The organism is Verrucosispora sp. WMMD703 (assembly GCF_049178935.1).
GTDB classification, from domain to species: Bacteria; Actinomycetota; Actinomycetes; order Mycobacteriales; family Micromonosporaceae; genus Micromonospora; species Micromonospora sediminimaris.
This window is the reverse complement of the sequence record NZ_JBMHMM010000004.1, coordinates 2480850-2499335: the sequence shown is the minus strand read 5'-3', so window position 1 is coordinate 2499335 and position 18486 is coordinate 2480850. Positions and strand designations below refer to the sequence as shown.

The following is an 18486-nucleotide window of genomic DNA, read 5'->3' as shown; positions in this document are numbered from 1 at the left end:
GAATGTCCGTCATGTCGTCGCCGGTGGAGTTCCTGGAACTGCTCGCCCGGGAGGCGGCCGCGGTCGAGTTCGAGGGACCGCTGGTCGCCGCCCGCTCGGCCGGGCTGCCCGCCGAGCGACTCGCCGAGTTGGAGCAGGCCAAGACGGTGGCGCTGCGGGTGCGGGCGCTGCTGGAGCGCCGCCGCCGCCGGGAGAGCGAGCTGTCCGGCCTGTACGACACCGTCAGTGACCTGGCGGGGCTGCGCGACCTGGACGAGGTGCTGCGGGCAATCGTGCACCGGGCCCGGCACCTGCTCGGCGCGGACGTCGCCTACATGACGCTCGACGACGCCGAGCGCGGCGACACCTACATGCGGGTCACCGACGGCTCGGTCTCCGCCCGGTTCCAGCGGCTGCGGCTGCCCATGGGCGCCGGACTCGGCGGTCTGGTGGCCCAGTCCGGCGCCCCGTACGTCACCGCGAACTACCCGGAGGACGAGCGGTTCCACCACACCCGGGAGATCGACGCCGGGGTGGGCGAGGAAGGGCTGGTGGCCATCCTCGGGGTGCCGCTGCGGCTCGGCTCGACAAGCATCGGCGTGCTCTACGCGGCCAACCGCTCGGCCCGGCCGTTCGCCCGCGAGGAGGTGGCGCTACTGCTCTCGCTGGCGGCCCACGCCGCGGTGGCGATCGACACCGCGCGGCTGTTGGCCGAGACCCGCTCGGCGCTTGAGGAGCTGTCCTCGGCGAACACCACCATCCGCGCGCACAGCAGTTCGGTGGAGCGGGCCGCAGCGGCGCACGACCGCATGACCGCGCTGGTGTTGCGCGGCGGCGGGGTGGAGGACGTGGCCGCGGCGGTCACCGACGTGCTCGGTGGCGCGCTGCTGGCGCTGGACGCCGAGGGGCGGCGGCTGGCCCAGGTCGGCGAGATCGACGAGCCGGACCGGGCGGAGATCGTGGAGGCGGTCGCGGCGTCGCGGACCGAGGGACGCAGCGTACGCCGCGGCAGGTTGTGGTACGCCGCGGTGGTGGCGGGCGCGGAGAACCTGGGCGTGCTGGTGCTGCGTCCCGAGGGCGAACCGGCCGACGCCGACCAGCGGATCCTGGAACGGGCGGCATTGGTGACCGCCCTGCTGCTGCTGTTCCGGCGGACCGTCGCCGAGGCGGAGGGACGGGTCCGGGGCGAGTTGCTCGACGATCTGATCGCCCGGCCGCTGCGCGACACCGACGCGCTGCGCAGCCGGGCGCGGCGGCTGGGCGTGGATCTGGACGCGCCGCACGTGCTGGTGGCCGTCGGCGACGACGCCATCGCGGCGACCGGCTCCGCCCGGCAGCGGGTGCTCTCCTGGGCCACCACGTACGCCTCGACCCGGGGCGGGCTGGCCGCGGCGCGGGACGGCCGGGTGGCGCTGATGCTGCCCGGTCAGGACGCCGGTGGCAGCGCCCGGGCGGTGGCCCGGGACCTGTCCCGGATCACCGGCCGGCCGGTGACCGCGGGCGCGAGCGGCCCGTCGACGGGCCCGGCGTCGCTGGCCGCCGCGTTCCGGGAGGCGGACCGTTGCCTGACCGCGCTGGGCGCGCTGGGCCGGGCCGGGCAGGGGGCGAGCAGCGCCGAGCTGGGTTTCGTCGGACTGCTGCTGGGCGCCGTCGACGACGGCGGCGACGCCGACGTGAGCCGGTTCCTCACCGCGACCATCGGGCCGGTGATCGAATACGACGCCCGGCGGGGCACCGCGTTGATACGGACCCTGGAGGCGTACTTCGGGGTGGGTGGCAGCCTGGCCCGGGCCGCCGAGCAACTGCACGTGCACGTCAACACGGTGACCCAGCGTCTGGAGCGGGTCGGGCAGTTGCTCGGCGCCGACTGGCAGCGGCCGGATCGGGCCCTGGAGGTGCAACTGGCCCTGCGCCTGCACCGGTTGCGTACGCCGGCCGGCTGAGCGACCGTCGGTCACCTTGCGCCGCGCGACGTGTCGGCGGCGGGGGTCAGCGAGCGCGAATACCGGCCAGCACGCCGTCAACCACCTTCTCCGGCAGGGTGGCCTCGTCGAGGTCCGGGTTCCAGTTCAGCACCCGCTGGATGAGCATCGGGCCGGTGAGCATCGCCATCGTCACCTCGATGTCGATGTCGGTGCGCAGTTCGCCCTCGCGGACGCCACGGCGCAGCACCTCCCGCATCGCGGCCCGGCGGGGCTCCACGATGCTCTGGTAGAACGCGTACCGCTCGGGACTGCGCTTCATCTCCGGCACCAGACAGGGCATGATCTGCGCCGCGCGCGGGTCGACGTTGTGACCGATCGCGGTCACCAGCATGATCAGGTCTTCGCGGACGGACGCGCCGGACGGCTGCGGCGGATCGCCCTTGAGCCGGCGCAACGCGTCGCGCAGCAACGCGTCCTTGCCCGACCAGCGGCGGTAGATGGTGGCCTTGCCCACCCCGGCCCGCGCAGCGATCGCCTCGACCGAGATCGTCTCGATGGTGCTGCCCTCCGCGAGCAGATCCAGGGTGGCCTCGATGATCGCCTCGTCCGCGCGGACGCTGCGTGGCCGCCCGGGTGGTCGTGCGGCGTCCGCGGTGCTGGTCATCCCCTCATTGTCCCTGCCCGGGTGCGGCAGCGGCCAACCCGGGTTCGCCGATCGTCGCCGGCCCACCGGGGGCGGCCCGGCCGGGCATGAATCGCAGGGCCACCAGGATGCCGGCCGCGGCGACCAGCGCGGCCAGCGCGGCCGACAGATGCATGGCCGAGACGAAGGAGTCGTTGGCCGCCGCGATCAGTTGCGGGCCCGCCGGACCGAGCTGGCCGGCTGCCGCGTACGCGCCGGCGAGGGACTCACCGACTGCCGCGCCGGCTGCCGGTGGCAGATCCACCAGGGCCGGTTCGATCCCGTTGCGGTAGCCGGCGGCCAGCACCGAGCCGATCACCGCGACGCCGAGCGCGGCGGCCACCTGCCGGATGGTGTTGCTGATCGCGGAACCCACGCCGGCCTTCTCCCGGGGCAGCGCCGACATGATCGACTCCGTGGCCGGCGGCATGATGTTGGCCATCCCGACGCCCTGTAGGAAGAAGGCGACAAGCACCAGCCAGATCGGCGTGTCGGCGTCGACGAAGGCGAACGCGCCCAACGCCACCGAGGTCAGCACCAGCCCCACCACCGACACCGCCCGGCTGCCGTACCTGCGGACCATGGTGGCGCTGCGCGGGGCGAAGACGAGTTGGGCGACCGCGAAGGGCAGGAAGAGCAGGCCGGTCTCGAGCGGGCTGTACCCGCGCACCAGTTGCAGGTAGAACGAGCTGAAGAACATCACGCCCATCGCGGCGAAGAAGACCAGCCCGATCATCGCCACCGGGGCGGCGAACCGGGGCACCCGGAACAGTCGGACGTCCAGCGCCGGGTGGCTGCTGCGTCGCTCGTGCAGGACGAACCAGGCCAGCACCGCGACGCCGCCGAGGATCGAGGCCCAGACCAGGGGTCGACCGAAACCGTGCTCGCCGCCGTCGATGATGCCGTAGGTGAGGGCGCCCAGGCCGACCACCGAGAGCAGCACCCCGAACGCGTCGATGCGGCCCGGTTCCGGGTCGCGCGACTCGGGCACCAGCAACGCGACCAGGGTCACGCCGAGCGCCACCACCGGCACGTTGATCAGGAAGACCGAGCCCCACCAGTAGTGTTCCAGCAGCAGTCCGCCGAGGACCGGCCCGATGGCCACCGCCAGACCGACCGCGCCGGCCCAGATGCCGATGGCGCGTCCTCGTTCCCGGGGGTCGAAGACGTTGGAGATGATCGACAACGTCGCCGGCATGATGGCCGCGCCGCCGACTCCCATCAGCGCCCGGGCGGCGATCAACTGGCCGGGCGTCTGCGCGTACGCCGACAGCAGTGACGCCAGGCCGAAGAGCGCGAGCCCGATCAGCAGCATCCGGCGGCGACCGGCCCGGTCCCCCAACACGCCGAAGGTGAACAGCAGCCCGGCGAAGACCAGGGTGTAGGAGTTGATGGACCACTCCAGCTCGCCCTGGCTGGCCCCGAGCCCGTGCACCGGGTCGGCGAGCGTGCGTAGCGCGACGTTGAGAATTGTGTTGTCGAGGACGACCACGAGCAGGCTGATCACCAGCACCCCGAGGATCGCCCACCTCCTCGGATGTCCGGTGTTCTCGTTCGGCTGCATCCCCGCCCCCGGTTTCGCTCGGTCCCGTCCGCGTCGACTCCTGAGCGTAGGGCATTTACGATACGGTACGGGTCCGTATCGGTATGACCCGCGTCACCATGGGGGCGGCGACTACCGAATGCGTACCCCTTGCCCACAACACCTCGATGGCGGCGGAGAGGGAATCGAGACGCGTCACGGGTGGGGCGAGCGGCTCGACCCAGCCCGGCCCGGCACCGTACACCCGGACCGCCGGGAACTCCCGGGCGAAGCGGCCGATGCGGTACGACCGGCCGGTCACCGGCGACTGGGACCAGACCGCGACGGCGTGTGGCCGGGCCCGACCGACGGCGCTGGCCAACGCCGCCCACGGCAGCGCCGGCCCGACCAGCAGGCAGCCCCGGCCGCGTTCACGCAACGCGGCGGCGAGCGCGTGCAGTCCGAGACCGTGTTCCTCCTGTTCCGCCCCGGCCAGCAGCACACCGTCGGCGGCAGGACCGACGCCCGGATCGCGGCGGAACACGTCCAGGCCGACCCGGACGCCTTCGGACAGGGCGTGCTCGACGGCGATCCCGGCGGCGGTCCGCCCGCTCAGCGCGGCGAGCACCGGCACGCAGACGTCGTCCCACAGCCGCACCACCCCCCACTCCTCGGCCAGCTCGACCACAAGCGCGGCGACCCGGTTGCCGTCGAGTTCCTCGGCGGCGGCCGTCAGGCGCTTGCCCGCGACCTGCACGACCTCGGCGGGTATCGGTACCCCAGACACCAGACTTCCTCCCAGTGGACAGGTCTCCACCGGGGGATTCGTCAGCACGGCCCGCCACGGATGCGCTCGCCACGGCCTTGACCCGGACAGCTACGTTGATGATCAACTCAGCAAGGCCGTTTCCGGAAAGGTCCCGTCATGCCCTTCGGCTTCATCCTGGCGATCGTCGCCGCCGTCATCGCGATCATCGCGGTCGCCGTCGCCCTGTTCAGCTCGCAACGCCAGGTGCGGCAGATCGGCGTCCTGACGGCGGTCGGCGCCCTGGCCGGTACGGCGATCCTCACCGTCGCGTCGAGCGCCCACTCGGTACCGATCCGCTCGGTCGGCATCGTCACCAGCTTCGGCAAGCCGACAGGTGAGGTCACCGGTTCCGGCCTGAAGTGGGTCACCCCGTGGCAGCGGGTCGGCGAGTGGGACGCCGGGCGGCAGAAGTACGACCACATCGGCAGCGACAAGTGCGTGCGGGTGCGTACCGGCACCCTCGCGGACGCGTGCGTGGAGGTGCTTGTCGAGTGGCAGGTCCAGCCCGAGAACGCCCCACAGCAGTTCATGGACTACAAGGGCGACTTCGAGAGCTTCCGGGGGCAGCGGGTCGGCGTCCAACTCGACAGCGCGGTGAACGACGCCTTCGCCACCTACAACCCGTTGGAGCGTATCGACTCGAAGACCGGCAACCTGAACGTCGACCTCAAGCCCTTCTCGGCGAGCATCAAGTCCAACGCCGAGGGAAGGCTGGCCGACGACGTCGAGATCCTGTCGGTCACCATCACCCGGGTCAACCACGACGACAAGACCGAGGGCAACATCAAGGCGTTCCAGGACAAGCTCGCGCAGACCCGCAACCTCGAACAGGACCGTCTCAACGCCGAGATACAGAAGCAGGTCACCGAAACCAACGCGACGGTGGACAAGGTGACCCGCTGCCTGGAGATCGCGGACAAGCACGGCAGCTCGCCGGGTCTGTGCATCAACCCGGGCATCATCACCGGCAAGTGAGCCGGCGGCGCCGTCGCGGACCGGTCCCGCACCCTTCCGGGGCCGGACCCGAGACCGGAACCTAGGGCCCCGGGGGTGGCGGGAGGCCGGCGGACCTGGGCCGAGGGACAGCGCCGCCCGCCCTCACCGGTCAGGTGATGAGGGCGGGCGGCGAGCGCCGGCCGCACACCGGCGAGCCAGCCGGTGCGGCGTTGGACGGCGCGGTCAGGAGGTGAGCGCGTCGAGGGCCAGGTCGACGTCCTCGGTGGTGGAGTAGAGGTGGAACGAGGCCCGGACCCGACCGGCCCGCACCGCCGCGCGTATCCCGGCGCGCGCCAACTTCTCCTGCGCGCCGGGCACCTCGACGGTGACGATCGCGCTGTGCCCGGTCGGCTGCCCCAGACCGGTGAGGAACCGGTTGGCCAGCGCCACGTCGTACGCCCGCACCTGCTCGACGCCGATCTCCAGCAGCAGTTCCAGCGCCGGAGCGGCACCCACCCAGCTGAACCAGGCCGGCGAGAGGTCGAACCGGCGGGCGTCGTCGGCCAGCCGCAGCGGCGGCCCGTAGTAGGAGGCGTGCGGATCGCGACCCGCGTACCAACCGGCGGCGTCCGGTCGCAGCCGATCCCGCAGCTCGGGCGCCAGGTAAGCGAACGCGGTGCCCCGGGGCGCCATCAGCCACTTGTATCCGCCGGTCACCACGACGTCCGCGCGGGCCGCGTCGAACGGCAGCCAACCGCACGCCTGGGTGGCGTCCACCGCGACGAGCGCGCCGTGGGCCCGGGCCGCCGCGACGATCTCGTCGTACGCGGCGATCGTGCCGTCGGCGGACTGCACCAGGCTGAACGCCACCAGATCGGTGTCACCGTCGATGGCGACGGCCAGCTCGTCCAGCGGGACGGTGCGCACCTCGACGCCCCGTTCGGCCTGGACGAGCCAGGGAAACAGGTTGGAGGTGAACTCGACCTCGGGCACCAGCACCCGGGCGCCCGCGGGGAGCGCGGCGGCGACCGGCGCCAGCAACTGGGAGACGGTGGCACCGACCGCGACGTCGGCGACCGGTACCGCGACCAGTTGGGCGAAGGCCGTCCGACACCTGTCGGTGGACGCGCCCCAGTCCTCCCACGATCCCTGCCCCACCCGCCAGGCGGCCAGCGCGTCCTGCAAGGCGTCCCAGGCCGGGTCGGGCGGCAACCCGTAGCTGGCGGTGTTCAGCCAGCCCGGCTGCGGTTGCCACAGCTTCTGCGCCTGCTCCAGATCCACACCCCGACGCTAACCGCCCCGCCGCCCCGCCCCGAAGCGCCAATCCCACCCCAGTGGCCCACTCCCGTCCCCCGCCCCCTTGCGGAGGTGACCGGGGGTACGGGTCAGGTGACGTTGGCGGGGCCTAGGACGCTTTTCAGGTCGGCCATGAGGGCGGTGGTGGCGGCCACCCGGACCGGGCTCAGGCGCAGGGTGGTGGTGCGGGTGCCGTTGAGGAGTTTGACGTGCACCTCGGCGTCGCCGGGGTGCAGCACCAGGGTCTCCTTGAGGCGTTCCACAAGCGGCGGGGTGCAGCGGGTCACCGGGATGGTGAGGGTGACCGGCTTGTTCGCCGTACTGGTGCTGATGTCCGGCAGGGACATGTCCATCGCCATGATGCGCGGGGTGTCGTCGCGCCGGTCGACCCGACCCTTGACCACCACGATCGCGTCCTCGGCGATGTACTGCCCGATCACCTCGTAGGTGTTCGGGAAGAAGAGCGTCTCCACGCCACCGGCGAGATCCTCCAGGGTGGCCGAGGCCCACGCCCGCCCCTGCTTGGTGACCCGTCGCTGCACGCCGGAGAGGATGCCGGCGAGGGTGACCACCGCGCCGTCGGGCACGGTGCCCTCCTCCGAGAGCGCCGCGATGGTGGTGTCGGCCGCCGCGCCGAGAATGTGCTCCAGGCCGAACAGGGGGTGGTCGGAGACGTACAGGCCGAGCATCTCGCGCTCGAAGGCGAGCTTGTCGCGCTTGTCCCATTCTCCCTCGGCGATGACCGGCATGACCGTGGTGTTCGTCGCCACCTCGGCGTCACCGAAGCCCGCGCCGAACAGGTCGTACTGCCCGACGGCCTCCTTGCGCTTGACGTCGGCGTACGCGTCGATGGCGTCGGCGTGCACGGCGAGCAGGCCCTTGCGGGGATGCTTCAGCGAGTCGAACGCCCCCGCCTTGATCAGGGATTCGATGGTCTTCTTGTTGCAGACCACCGCGTCCACCTTGGACAGGAAGTCGTAGAAGTCGGCGTACTCGCCCTTCTCCTCGCGGCAGCGCATGATCGCGGCGACCACGTTCGCGCCGACGTTACGGATCGCGCCGAGGCCGAAGCGGATCTCCCGGCCGACCGGGGTGAACGGGCCGGCCGAGGTGTTCACGTCCGGCGGCAGTACCTGGATGCCCATCCGCCGGCACTCCGACAGGTACATGGCCATCTTGTCCTTGTCGTCACCGACGGAGGTCAGCAACGCCGCCATGTACTCGGCCGGGTAGTTGGCCTTCAGGTAGCCGGTCCAGTACGACACCAGCCCGTAGCCGGCGGTGTGCGCCTTGTTGAAGGCGTAGTCGGCGAACGGGACGAGGATGTCCCACAGGGTCTTGATGGCCTCGTCGGAGTAGCCGTTGCTCTTCATCCCGTCGCGGAACGGGATGAACTCCTTGTCGAGGACCTCCTTCTTCTTCTTGCCCATCGCCCGGCGCAGCAGGTCGGCCTTGCCGAGGCTGTACCCGGCGAGCACCTGGGCGGCGCGCTGCACCTGCTCCTGGTAGACGATCAGACCGTAGGTCGGGCCGAGGATCTCCTCCAGCGGCTCGGCCAGCTCCGGGTGGATCGGGGTGATCTCCTGGAGCCCGTTCTTGCGCAGCGCGTAGTTGGTGTGCGAGTTGGCACCCATCGGGCCGGGGCGGTAGAGCGCCAGGACGGCGGAGATGTCCTCGAAGTTGTCCGGCTTCATCAGCCGCAGCAGCGACCGCATCGGCCCGCCGTCGAGCTGGAACACACCGAGGGTGTCCCCCCGGGCCAGCAGCTCGTACGTCGGCTTGTCGTCCAACGGCAGCTTGAGCAGGTCCACGTTGAGTCCGTGGTTCAGCTCGATGTTCTTCAGCGCGTCGTCGATGATGGTCAGGTTGCGCAGGCCGAGGAAGTCCATCTTCAACAACCCGAGCGACTCACACGTCGGGTAGTCGAACTGGGTGATGATCGCCCCGTCGGCGTCCCGACGCATCAGCGGGATGTGCTCGATGATCGGCTCGGCGGACATGATCACACCGGCGGCGTGCACCCCGGTCTGCCGGATCAGTCCCTCGATGCCCTTGGCGGTGTCGATCACCTTGCGGACGTCGGGGTCGGACTCGTACAGGCCACGGATCTCGCCGGCCTCGGCGTACCGCGGATGCTTCGGGTCGAAGATGCCGGTGAGCGGAATGTCCTTGCCCATCACCGCAGGTGGCATCGCCTTGGTGATCCGGTCGCCGACCGCGTACGGGTAGCCGAGCACCCGGGCCGAGTCCTTGATCGCGGCCTTCGCCTTGATGGTGCCGAAGGTGGCGATCTGGGCGACCTTGTCCTCGCCCCACTTGTCGGTGACGTACTTGATCACCTCTCCGCGCCGACGCTCGTCGAAGTCGATGTCGACATCCGGCATGGAGACCCGCTCGGGGTTGAGGAACCGCTCGAAGATCAGCCCGTGCGGGATCGGATCCAGGTCGGTGATGCCCAGGGCGTACGCGACAAGGGAACCGGCTGCGGAACCACGGCCCGGACCGACGGCGATGCCCTGCGCCTTGGCCCACTGGATGAAGTCGGCCACCACGAGGAAGTACGACGGGAAACCCATCTGGATGATGACGCCCAACTCGTACTCGGCCTGCACGACGTGCCCCTCGGGGATGCCCTCCGGGTACCGGCGGGCCAGGCCGGCGAAGGTCTCCTTGCGGAACCAGGACTCCTCGGTCTCCCCCTCGGGCACCGGGAAGCGCGGCATCAGGTTGTGGAACTCGAACATCCCGGTCGGGTCGACCCGCTCCGCCACCAGCAGCGTGTTGCGGCAACCCTCCAGCCAGGGGTCGGAGTGGTCCACGCCGCGCATCTCGTCGGCCGACTTGATGTAGTAGCCGCTGCCGCCGAACTTGAACCGGTTCGGGTCGGCCACGTTGCTGCCGGTCTGTACGCAGAGCAGCACGTCGTGCGCCTCGGACTGCGCCTCGTGCGTGTAGTGCGAGTCGTTGGTGACCACCGGCGGGATGTTGAGCTTTCGACCGATCTCCAACAGCCCGTCGCGGACCCGCTTCTCGATGTCCAGGCCGTGGTCCATCAACTCCAGGAAGTAGTTCTCCTTGCCGAAGATCTCCTGGTACTTCGCGGCGGCTTCGAGCGCCTGCGCGTCGTGGCCGAGCCGCAGCCGGGTCTGCACCTCGCCGGACGGGCAGCCGGTGGTGGCCATCAGTCCGTCGGCGTACTCGGCCAGCAGTTCGGTGTCCATCCGGGGCCACTTGACGAAGTAGCCCTCGGTGTAAGAGCGCGAGGTCAGCGCGAACAGGTTGTGCAGACCTGTCTTGTTGCGCGCCCAGATCGTCTTGTGGGTGTACCCACCGCTACCGGAGACATCGTCGCTCTTCTGCTCCGGCCGGCCCCACCGCACCCGCTGTTTGTGGAACCGTGACTCCGGCGCCACGTACGCCTCGATGCCCAGGATCGGGGTCACCCCGGCGGCCATCGCCTGCTTGTAGAAGTCGTTCGCGCCGTGCATGTTGCCGTGGTCGGTCATCGCCACAGCCGGCATCCCCTGCCGCTTGACCTCGGCGAACAGGTCCTTGAGCCGGGCCGCCCCGTCGAGCATCGAGTACTCCGTGTGCACGTGCAGATGCGCGAACGAATCGCCCATGCGGAGGCCCCCCGGGTCGGCTGATCGAGTCGGTCGGCGCTAACCCTAACCCCGCCGTCGTCGAAGGCTCCACCGCGCCGCGCCAGGTGCTCGACGACCCGTGCAGCGCGCCTCGGCGGGACGCCTCGGCCGTCGCAGACACCCCCGAGGCGTGTCGGCTGCTGGACTCGGGGCCGGGCCCTGCGGCCCCTCCGGCGTAACCTGAACGCCCACCGCAACACCGGGCGAGTACGGGGACGGCGCGATGACCCTCGCGGACGGAGTCGACGACCTGGCCGGCGCCGCGGCGCGCGGCGACACCGCAGCTCTGGACACCCTGCTGGCGGCGATTCGCCCGGAGGTGCTGCGGCTCTGCGGTCGGTTGCTGCCCAACCGGGAGGACGCGGAGGAGGCCTGCCAGGACGCGCTGCTCGCGGTGGCCCGGGGCATCGGCCGGTTCGAGGGTCGCTCGTCGTTTCACACCTGGCTGTACCGGCTCACCGCCAACCGGGCCCGCTCCACCTACCGGGCGCTGCGCCGACGTTGGCTGATGGAGGCCGCCGGAGCGCCGCTGCCGGACCGGCCCGACCCGCGCCGCACAAGCGTGGTGGCCGGCACCCGACTGGATCTGCTGGAGGCCCTCGACGCGGTCCGCCCCGAACTGGCCGAGGCGCTGACCCTGCGGGACGTGCTCGACCTCGACTATCGCGAGATCGCCGAGTTGCTCGACCTACCCGAGGGCACGGTCAAGTCCCGCCTCCACGAGGCCCGCCGGCAGGTCCGGCAGCGGCTCAGCGGTGCCGGCTGACCCGGCCACCGGGCGCCGTCCGACGGCGCTGGCCCTGGCCGTCGTGCTCGTCGCGGGTGCCGCCGGTTGCGCCGACGAGCCGGTCGCGCCGCTGCCGGTACGCCCACCCGTCCCCACCACCGCGCCGCCGCCGGTACCGACCTCCCCGCCGTCGACCCGGCCGAGCGAGACACCTGTCGTTCCGCCACCGGCGGTCGTGACCCTGCCGTCCGCGCGACCGACTCCGGCGCCTCGGGCACCCACCCCGCAGCGGAGCACCCGCAACCCGTCGCCCACCGCCACCCTGTCCGAGGCATGCCTCGGCGCGGTCCGGTACGAACTGCCCCTGTCCGACCCCGGGCCACTTCCCTCGTCGCTCTGCTTCGCCACCGGCGGGGTGCTGCGGCTGCGGGGCATCGGCCCGGGTGAGGTCACCGTCGACCGCGAGGACCTGGTGGACAGCCAGTACGAGGCCGGCGTGGTCGATCTCCGGTTCGTCCGGAGCGGCACCGTGGACGTGTTCGTACCCCGCGAGGCGGGCACCCACGTGATCACGGTGGTCGTGCGATGACCTGTCGTCGTATCCGTACCCCGTCGAGCAGCGCGTCCACGAACTCGTCGCCGGCACCGGGCGGGGGCACCACCTGCGCGTAGAGCAGCCCGACGCTGCCCCGGGCCGCGGCCTCCATCAGCACCGGCCGCCCGTGCGGGCAGTCGAAACGGGCCACCACCCAGTCCAGGCCACCCCGTCGCACCTGCCGTGGGGGCGTGGGCGCGCAGTCGGCGTGCGGCCGCTCGGCGACGAACGCGCCCGGCTCGGTGTCCCGGGCGACCACCGACAGTCCCAGGAAGGCACCCGGCACACTCGGATCGATGGCCCATCGACGCGGCTCCGGCGAGATCACCAACGCTGGTTCGAGTCGACCTGACGCGTCGTACCGCCCCGCCCACCCGGTGCCGGCCGCCCGCCAGCCGGCCGGCAGCGCCACGGTCAGCGGACCACTCGTCGCCGTGCCGCTCGGCGTCGCCGAGTCCGCCGCCACCGCGCCGGCTGCCGCCACCAGGACCACCGTCAGCGCGACCGCACGCAACCACGGCGAGCGGGACGCACCCGCCGGCACCGGCAGGACGTCGGCGGGGTGGAGGTCGAACGCCGGCCCGGTGCCCGGGTCGATCGGATCTCGGGTCCGACGCGCCGCACTCAGCAGGGCCGTGCGGAACGCCTCGGCGTCCTGGTATCTGTCTGCCGGCCGGGCGGCGGTGGCCCGGCGCAGCACCGCCATCACGACCGGTCCGACGTCGGCGGCCGCAGCGGCGATCGGTTTCCCCACCGGAGACCGTTTCCCCCGGCCCCACCCCGACGGCCGGGGGCGCGAGCAGTCGCAGGCCGAGCTGACCAAGGGCGTACACGTCGGCACGCTCGTCCACGATGGCCAGGGCATCGTCCTGTTCGGGGGCCATGTAACCGGGGGTGCCGGCGCGCATGGTGAGCCCGGACGCGACGGCGAGCGCCTTGGCCAGACCCAGGTCGGCGATGAGCACCCGTTCACCGTCGGCGGTCGAGCGGAACAGGATGTTGCCGGGCGACAGGTCGCGGTGCACCACCCGGTGCCGGTGCAGCACCGCCACCCCGGCAGCGATCTCGGCGAGCAGGTTCAGGGCGGCCGTTACGGGCAGGGGCCCCGCGGCGAGCCGCTCCCGAAGACTGCCCCCGTCGGCCCAGTCCAGCACCGTGTAGGGCCGGCCGTCGGCCAGCTCTCCCACCAGGCGTACCCGGAGCAGCCGGTCGTCCTCCATCCGGCTCAGCAGCCGGGCCTCCTCCAGGAAACGCTCCCGGACGCGTACGTCGTGCTGCCAGTTGTCCGCCAACACCTTGATCGCTACCCGGAGGTCGAGCATCGGGTCGTACGCGAGCCAGACGGTCGCGAACGAGCCCACGCCGAGCAGCCGCTCCACCCGGTACGCCCCGATCCGCTCCGCCCCCACCACCCGCCCCTCCCAGCCCTCCCCACCCTCCCTCTCCCCCACCCCCACAGCAACCTTCCCCCTCCCCACCCCCAACCCCGCGATCATGCAGTTGTGGCACCCGGAGGCAGGTGTGGGGTTGGGCGAACTGCGGGGGTGGGTGGGGAGACGAAGGAAGTAGGAACTCGATGCCGAGGAGGCGATCTCTGTGCACCGTCTCGTGTATGTCGCAGTCGCGACCGTCCTTACCCTCGCCGGGGCAGCTCCGGCCAACGCCGCGCCACTGTCGCGTACGGCCCCCTCGGTGGCGGTGGCCGCGCAGCCGCTGACCACCACCGACGTGTTGAGCGTGTGGGGTGCCGGGCCGTACCGGATCGGAGCCAGCCTCGACCGGCTCGCCGCCGCCGGGATGATCGAATCGCCGGTCGCCACCTGCGACGGTGTGGTCCGAGCCGGCGCCACCGGCACCTGGGCGGGGGTCATCCTGCTGGCCTTCCGGCACGGCCGGCTGGTCGAGGTCAACACCGCCACCGCCCCGCCCTACTCCCCCGCCGGCGCGGGTGTCGGCATGTCCTTCGCCGACCTGGAGACGATCTACGGCCCGCGCGGCAGTCTGATCAGCAACGACGCGGGCACCGCAACGGCCTACCTGGTGCGGGTGGGCACGCGGGTGGAGCTGTTCACCGGGCATCCGATCCGGCCCGGCGTGGGCGCCTTCCAGGTCGGTACGGCGTCCTTCGTGGAACGTGACTTCCGGCAGGGCGGCACCTGCTGAGGCCGACAGGCTCGCCTCCTGGCGGGCCTACGGCCCTCATGAACGTTCGGCGACACGATGTTGGCTGGGCGACATCGTTGGGTGATGGACAACAGTGTGTGTCACACAGTATGGTGTGACGCATGGTCAGCGATGACGTCCTACGGACCCATCTACAGGAGCTACGTCGAGGCACCGTGGTGGTGGCCAGTCTGGTCGCGCTCCGTCGACCCGACTACGGCTACGCGTTGCTGCAACGACTCACCGGGCACGGCTTCCCGGTCGACGCGAACACTCTCTATCCCCTACTGCGGCGGCTGGAGGAGCAGGGGCTCCTGACCAGCGAGTGGAACACCGAGGAGAGCCGGCCCCGCAAGTTCTACCGCACCAGCGACTCCGGCGAGCAGGTGCTGCGGCGCCTGCTCGCCGACCTCGCCGCCGTACAGACCTCCCTCACCGCCCTGATCGAAGGAGCCCCCCGATGACCTCCCTGACCGACCGCTACCTGGACGCCACCCTGCGCTCGGTGCCGACCGGGCGGCGCGAGGAGATCGCCAGCGAACTGCGCGCCTCCATCGGCGACATGGTCGACGGCCGGATCGCCGACGGGATCGACGCCGCCACCGCGGAACGTGACGTCCTCACCGAGCTGGGCAACCCCGCGCAACTGGCCGCCCGATACACCGACCGGCGGCTTCAACTCATCGGCCCCGAGTACTACCTGGCCTGGCAACGGCTGCTGATCGTGCTGCTCAGCACCATTCCCGCCATCGTCGGGGTGCTGATGGGCTTACTCGAGGCCACCGTCGCCGACAACGCGGCGGGCGCGATCGGCGAGGGCATCGTCGCGGCGTTCACCGTCGCCGTGCAGATCGCCTTCTGGGTGACCCTGGTCTTCGCGGTGATGGAACGCCTCGGCACCCCGCTGAACCTGCCCGAATGGAGCGTCGACCAACTGCCCGAGCACCCCACCGAACGGGATATCACGCTCACCGACGTGTGTGCCTCGATCGTGTTCCTGTGCCTGTTCATCGCCTTCCTGCCGTGGCAGCACTTCCAGTCCGTGGTGGGTCCCGACGGCGAGCCCCTGCCGATCCTCGATCCGGCGCTGTGGACGTTCTGGCTGCCGCTGCTGCTCGTCGTCCTGCTCGCCAGCGTCGCACTGGAGATCGCCAAGTACCGCGCCCGCCGCTGGACCTGGTCGCTTGTTGGCGGCAACGCCGTGCTGAACCTGGCGTTCGCGGTGCCGGCGATCTGGCTACTGCTCGACGACCGGCTGCTCAACCCGGAGTTCGTCGACCGCTTCGCCTGGCTGCGCGACGGCGGCCTCGACACGGTTGCCCGCATCAGCGTCGTGGCGATCGTCGCGATCATCCTCTGGGACATCGCCGAGAGCGTGGTCAAGGCGCGTCGATCCGCGCGGTGAGCAGGAGCGGGCCTGGACCAACGAACGTACGATGATCAGCGGAAGAACCGATCCCACCGAGGGAGCAGCCGTGGAACTGATCATCGGACTGGTGTGCCTGGTGTTGATCGTCGTGGCGGTGCTCGGCTTCGGCGTGTCGATCTACAACGGGCTGGTCCGGGCCCGCAACGCGTACCGCAACGCCTTCGCCCAGATCGACGTGCAGCTCGTCCGGCGGCACGACCTGATCCCCAACCTGGTCGAGACCGCCAAGGGCTACCTCAAGCACGAGCGGGAGACCCTTGAGGCAGTGATCAACGCCCGCAACGCCGCCGTCAACGCACAGGCCACCGCCGCCGCAGCCCCCGGCGACCCGGCCGCGATGCAGCAGCTCAGCGGCGCGGAGAACGCACTCACCGCCACCCTGGGTCGGCTGTTCGCGCTCTCCGAGGCGTACCCGGACCTCAAGGCCAACCAGAACATGATGCAACTGTCGGAAGAACTGACCTCGACGGAGAACCGGGTGGCGTTCGCCCGGCAGGCGTACAACGACGCCGTCATGGCCTACAACAACAAGCGCGAGGTGTTCCCGTCCAGCGTGGTGGCGGGGATGTTCTCGTTCGGCCCGGCGGAGCTGTTCCAGCCGGACGACCCGCAGCAGCGCCAGGCGCCGCAGGTCTCGTTCTGATCGGGTTCCGATGAATTTCTTCGAACGACAGCGCCAGGTGCGTCGGCTGTCGACCCGGCTGGTGCTGCTGTTCGTGCTGGCTGTGTTCGGGATCGTGGTGGTGGTGAACATCGCGGCGTTGTTCGCCTTCAACGCCACCGCCGCCGATCCCGCCCAGCTCGCCGGGTTCATCGCCATGGTCACCGTCGCCACCCTCGCCGCGATCGGGCTGGCCGCCCTGGTCCGTACGCTCGCGTTGCGCGGCGGCGGCGGGAAGGTGGCCCGCGAGCTGGGTGGGGTGCCCGTACCGGCGAACACCACCGATCCGGAGCTGCGCCGGCTGCGCAACGTCGTGGAGGAGATGGCGCTTGCCTCCGGCGTACCCGTCCCCGAGGTCTACGTACTGCCGGAGGAGACGGCGATCAACGCCTTCGCCGCCGGGTGGACCCCGTCCGACGCTGCCGTCGCCGTCACCCGGGGCGCCTTGCAGCGCCTCAACCGGGACGAACTCCAGGGGGTGATCGCCCACGAGTTCAGTCACGTCGTCAACGGCGACATGCGGCTCAACATCCGGCTGATGGGCCTGCTGTTCGGCATCCTCTTCCTGACCGTGATCGGTCGTGGGTTGGCCCGCGCCGGGGTCATCGGCGGCGGCCGGTCACGCGGCAACAACAGCGGCGGCAGCGCCGCCCCACTGGCGCTGGTCGGCCTGGCCCTGCTGGTGGCCGGCTACGTCGGCGTGCTCGCCGGGCGGCTCATTCAGGCGTCGGTCTCCCGGCAGCGGGAGTACCTCGCCGACGCCTCGGCCGTGCAGTACACCCGTCAGACCCAGGGCATCGCCGGGGCGCTGAAGAAGATCGGGGGTCTCAGCGCCGGGTCCGAGCTGAAGTCGCCGAAGCGCGACGAGGTGGGGCACATGCTCTTCGGCGAGGCCGCCCGGACGTCCTGGTTCGCCACCCATCCCCCGCTGGCCGACCGGATCAAGGCACTGGAGCCGTCGTTCGACCCGGCCCAGTTGCGACAGTTGTCGCGGCAGTGGGCGGCGGCGCCCCCGTCGGGCCGCCAGGAGGACATCGCCATGGGACTGGCGCCGGGGCGGACGCCGCCGGCTCGGCCCGGGCCGGCGGAACCCGGGGAGCGGGTACGCGTCGCGCCGGAGGAGGTGTTGGGCCGGGTGGCCGCGCCGACCGACAGCGCCTACGCCCACGCCGCGGCGATCCTCGACCGGATCCCGGATCCGCTGCTCGACCGGGCCCGCGATCGGCAGGCGGCCGTACCGCTGCTGCTCGGTCTGCTGCTCAGCGCCGAGCCGACGGTCCAGCAGCACCAGTACGCCGCAGTGGCCCAGCGGCACGGCCAGGAACTGGCCGACGCCGCCCGGCGGGCGGCGGACGACCTGGTCGAGTTCCCCGCCGAGCTGCGGTTGCCGCTGGCCGAGCTGGCCTTCCCGGCGCTGCGCGAGCGTCCGGACGCCGAGCTGGAGTCACTGCTGGCGGCCGTGTTCACGTTGATCCAGGCGGACGGCGCGATCAACGTGACCGAGTACTGCCTCTCCCGGCTGCTGCTGGCCGAGTTGGAGGAGTCGCTGCGGCCGGACTCCCGCTGGCGTACCGACCGGCGCAAACTCATCGACGCGCGGTCGGCGGCGGCCACCCTGCTGGCCATTCTCGCGCAGGTCGGGCACCCGGACCGCCCCGAAGCGGAACGGGCCTTCCAGGCCGGAGTCGGCGCGCTGCTGCCCGGCGCGAACCTGCCGTACGCGCCGCCGGAGAACGGCGTGCTCGCCCTGGAGACCGCGTGGCCGGTGCTGGACGGGTTGCGACCGGCCGACAAGGAACGGCTGGTGGCAGCCACCGTCGCGGTGATCAGCCACGACGGGACGATGACCGTACCCGAGATCGAGTTGCTGCGAACGGTCTGCGGTCTGCTGCACTGTCCGCTGCCGCCGATGGTCGGCCCCGTCATTGGTTGACCCCGCCCCCGCTGGTGCTCCGCCGTGCTCCGCTTCAAGGTTGGCGCCACCGGAAACTACACAGAGCGTGGTTTTCACTGTGCGCAACAACAACGGGACCTACCCCTACTCCACTGCACACGCTTTGCTCTGCTTCAACCCACGCACTAGCGCTTGAGCAGGCAGGCTGCGTCCGCCCTCGGCCCC

The 18486-nt window shown here is 71.3% G+C and carries 15 protein-coding genes and 1 pseudogene; 9 read left to right on the top strand and 7 right to left on the bottom strand.

All coding sequences use genetic code 11. The features are described 5' to 3' along the window. The first annotated feature begins 2 nt into the window (after window positions 1-2). Window positions 3-1922: a helix-turn-helix domain-containing protein gene (locus ACN26Z_RS12010; RefSeq protein ID WP_421464628.1), complete on the top strand. Its 1920-nt coding sequence runs from the start codon at window positions 3-5 to the stop codon at window positions 1920-1922. Between the two features lie 46 nt (window positions 1923-1968). Here ACN26Z_RS12010 and ACN26Z_RS12005 read toward each other — a convergent pair whose 3' ends face one another. From ACN26Z_RS12005 to ACN26Z_RS11995, 3 genes are read right to left on the bottom strand one after another with little or no spacing between them, the layout of a single operon-like run. Beyond that, window positions 1969-2568: a TetR/AcrR family transcriptional regulator gene (locus tag ACN26Z_RS12005; RefSeq protein WP_282239178.1), complete on the bottom strand. Its 600-nt coding sequence runs from the start codon at window positions 2566-2568 to the stop codon at window positions 1969-1971. A gap of 4 nt (window positions 2569-2572) precedes the next feature. Next, window positions 2573-4150: an MFS transporter gene (locus ACN26Z_RS12000; RefSeq protein ID WP_421461203.1), complete on the bottom strand. Its 1578-nt coding sequence runs from the start codon at window positions 4148-4150 to the stop codon at window positions 2573-2575. Between the two features lie 55 nt (window positions 4151-4205). After that, window positions 4206-4895: a transcriptional regulator gene (locus ACN26Z_RS11995; RefSeq protein WP_421461201.1), complete on the bottom strand. Its 690-nt coding sequence runs from the start codon at window positions 4893-4895 to the stop codon at window positions 4206-4208. 138 nt (window positions 4896-5033) lie between these two features. Here ACN26Z_RS11995 and ACN26Z_RS11990 point away from each other — a divergent pair, with 138 nt between their 5' ends. Then, on the top strand, window positions 5034-5891 hold the full coding sequence (locus tag ACN26Z_RS11990) for an SPFH domain-containing protein (RefSeq protein ID WP_421461199.1): 858 nt from the start codon (window positions 5034-5036) through the stop codon (window positions 5889-5891). Between the two features lie 204 nt (window positions 5892-6095). Here the strand turns inward: ACN26Z_RS11990 and ACN26Z_RS11985 are convergent, their stop codons facing one another. Both ACN26Z_RS11985 and dnaE read right to left on the bottom strand, forming a co-directional pair. Next, entirely contained in the window at window positions 6096-7133 is a 1038-nt protein-coding gene (locus ACN26Z_RS11985) for an aminotransferase class V-fold PLP-dependent enzyme (protein WP_282239182.1), read from the bottom strand. A 104-nt stretch (window positions 7134-7237) separates the two neighbouring features. Beyond that, the gene (gene dnaE, locus ACN26Z_RS11980) at window positions 7238-10771 is read right to left on the bottom strand and encodes a DNA polymerase III subunit alpha (RefSeq protein WP_282239183.1); all 3534 of its coding nucleotides are present in this window, start codon (window positions 10769-10771) and stop codon (window positions 7238-7240) included. Window positions 10772-11015: 244 nt separating this feature from the next. Between dnaE and ACN26Z_RS11975 the strand changes: the two genes are divergently transcribed. Then, a complete protein-coding gene (locus ACN26Z_RS11975; RefSeq protein ID WP_421461195.1) occupies window positions 11016-11558 on the top strand; it encodes an RNA polymerase sigma factor in 543 nt (180 codons plus the stop codon). Then, on the top strand, window positions 11548-12108 hold the full coding sequence (locus ACN26Z_RS11970; RefSeq protein ID WP_421461193.1) for a hypothetical protein: 561 nt from the start codon (window positions 11548-11550) through the stop codon (window positions 12106-12108). The genes ACN26Z_RS11975 and ACN26Z_RS11970 overlap by 11 nt, the downstream gene beginning before the upstream one ends. Here the strand turns inward: ACN26Z_RS11970 and ACN26Z_RS11965 are convergent. Both ACN26Z_RS11965 and ACN26Z_RS11960 read right to left on the bottom strand, forming a co-directional pair. After that, on the bottom strand, window positions 12089-12868 hold the full coding sequence (locus ACN26Z_RS11965) for a hypothetical protein (protein ID WP_421461192.1): 780 nt from the start codon (window positions 12866-12868) through the stop codon (window positions 12089-12091). The genes ACN26Z_RS11970 and ACN26Z_RS11965 overlap by 20 nt on opposite strands. A 103-nt stretch (window positions 12869-12971) precedes the next feature. Continuing rightward, window positions 12972-13610 (bottom strand): annotated as a pseudogene (locus ACN26Z_RS11960) (serine/threonine-protein kinase); the annotation flags it as partial. Window positions 13611-13710: 100 nt separating this feature from the next. On the opposite strand from ACN26Z_RS11960, the gene ACN26Z_RS11955 reads away from it, so the two are divergent. The 5 genes from ACN26Z_RS11955 (at window position 13711) to ACN26Z_RS11935 (ending at window position 18300) form a co-directional block, all read left to right on the top strand. Beyond that, on the top strand, window positions 13711-14277 hold the full coding sequence (locus tag ACN26Z_RS11955) for a hypothetical protein (RefSeq protein WP_421461191.1): 567 nt from the start codon (window positions 13711-13713) through the stop codon (window positions 14275-14277). A gap of 122 nt (window positions 14278-14399) precedes the next feature. Beyond that, window positions 14400-14741, top strand: a complete 342-nt coding sequence (locus ACN26Z_RS11950) for a PadR family transcriptional regulator (RefSeq protein ID WP_421461188.1) — start codon at window positions 14400-14402, stop codon at window positions 14739-14741. Then, window positions 14738-15682 carry a permease prefix domain 1-containing protein gene (locus tag ACN26Z_RS11945; protein ID WP_421461187.1) on the top strand — a complete coding sequence of 315 codons (945 nt, stop codon included), beginning with the start codon at window positions 14738-14740 and terminating at the stop codon, window positions 15680-15682. The genes ACN26Z_RS11950 and ACN26Z_RS11945 overlap by 4 nt, the downstream gene beginning before the upstream one ends. A 31-nt stretch (window positions 15683-15713) precedes the next feature. After that, window positions 15714-16349 carry a LemA family protein gene (locus ACN26Z_RS11940; protein WP_170863429.1) on the top strand — a complete coding sequence of 212 codons (636 nt, stop codon included), beginning with the start codon at window positions 15714-15716 and terminating at the stop codon, window positions 16347-16349. 10 nt (window positions 16350-16359) lie between these two features. Continuing rightward, on the top strand, window positions 16360-18300 hold the full coding sequence (locus ACN26Z_RS11935; protein ID WP_421461185.1) for a M48 family metallopeptidase: 1941 nt from the start codon (window positions 16360-16362) through the stop codon (window positions 18298-18300). Window positions 18301-18486 lie beyond the last annotated feature (186 nt).

Bases quoted from the DNA above. Each gene is read 5' to 3' on its own strand.
- ACN26Z_RS12010 (WP_421464628.1), top strand. From the start codon at position 3: ATGTCCGTCATGTCGTCGCCGGTGGAGTTCCTGGAACTGCTCGCCCGG.
- ACN26Z_RS12005 (WP_282239178.1), bottom strand. From the start codon at position 2,568: ATGACCAGCACCGCGGACGCCGCACGACCACCCGGGCGGCCACGCAGC.
- ACN26Z_RS12000 (WP_421461203.1), bottom strand. From the start codon at position 4,150: ATGCAGCCGAACGAGAACACCGGACATCCGAGGAGGTGGGCGATCCTC.
- ACN26Z_RS11990 (WP_421461199.1), top strand. From the start codon at position 5,034: ATGCCCTTCGGCTTCATCCTGGCGATCGTCGCCGCCGTCATCGCGATC.
- dnaE (WP_282239183.1), bottom strand. From the start codon at position 10,771: ATGGGCGATTCGTTCGCGCATCTGCACGTGCACACGGAGTACTCGATG.
- ACN26Z_RS11975 (WP_421461195.1), top strand. From the start codon at position 11,016: ATGACCCTCGCGGACGGAGTCGACGACCTGGCCGGCGCCGCGGCGCGC.
- ACN26Z_RS11950 (WP_421461188.1), top strand. From the start codon at position 14,400: ATGGTCAGCGATGACGTCCTACGGACCCATCTACAGGAGCTACGTCGA.
- ACN26Z_RS11945 (WP_421461187.1), top strand. From the start codon at position 14,738: ATGACCTCCCTGACCGACCGCTACCTGGACGCCACCCTGCGCTCGGTG.
- ACN26Z_RS11940 (WP_170863429.1), top strand. From the start codon at position 15,714: ATGATCAGCGGAAGAACCGATCCCACCGAGGGAGCAGCCGTGGAACTG.
- ACN26Z_RS11935 (WP_421461185.1), top strand. From the start codon at position 16,360: ATGAATTTCTTCGAACGACAGCGCCAGGTGCGTCGGCTGTCGACCCGG.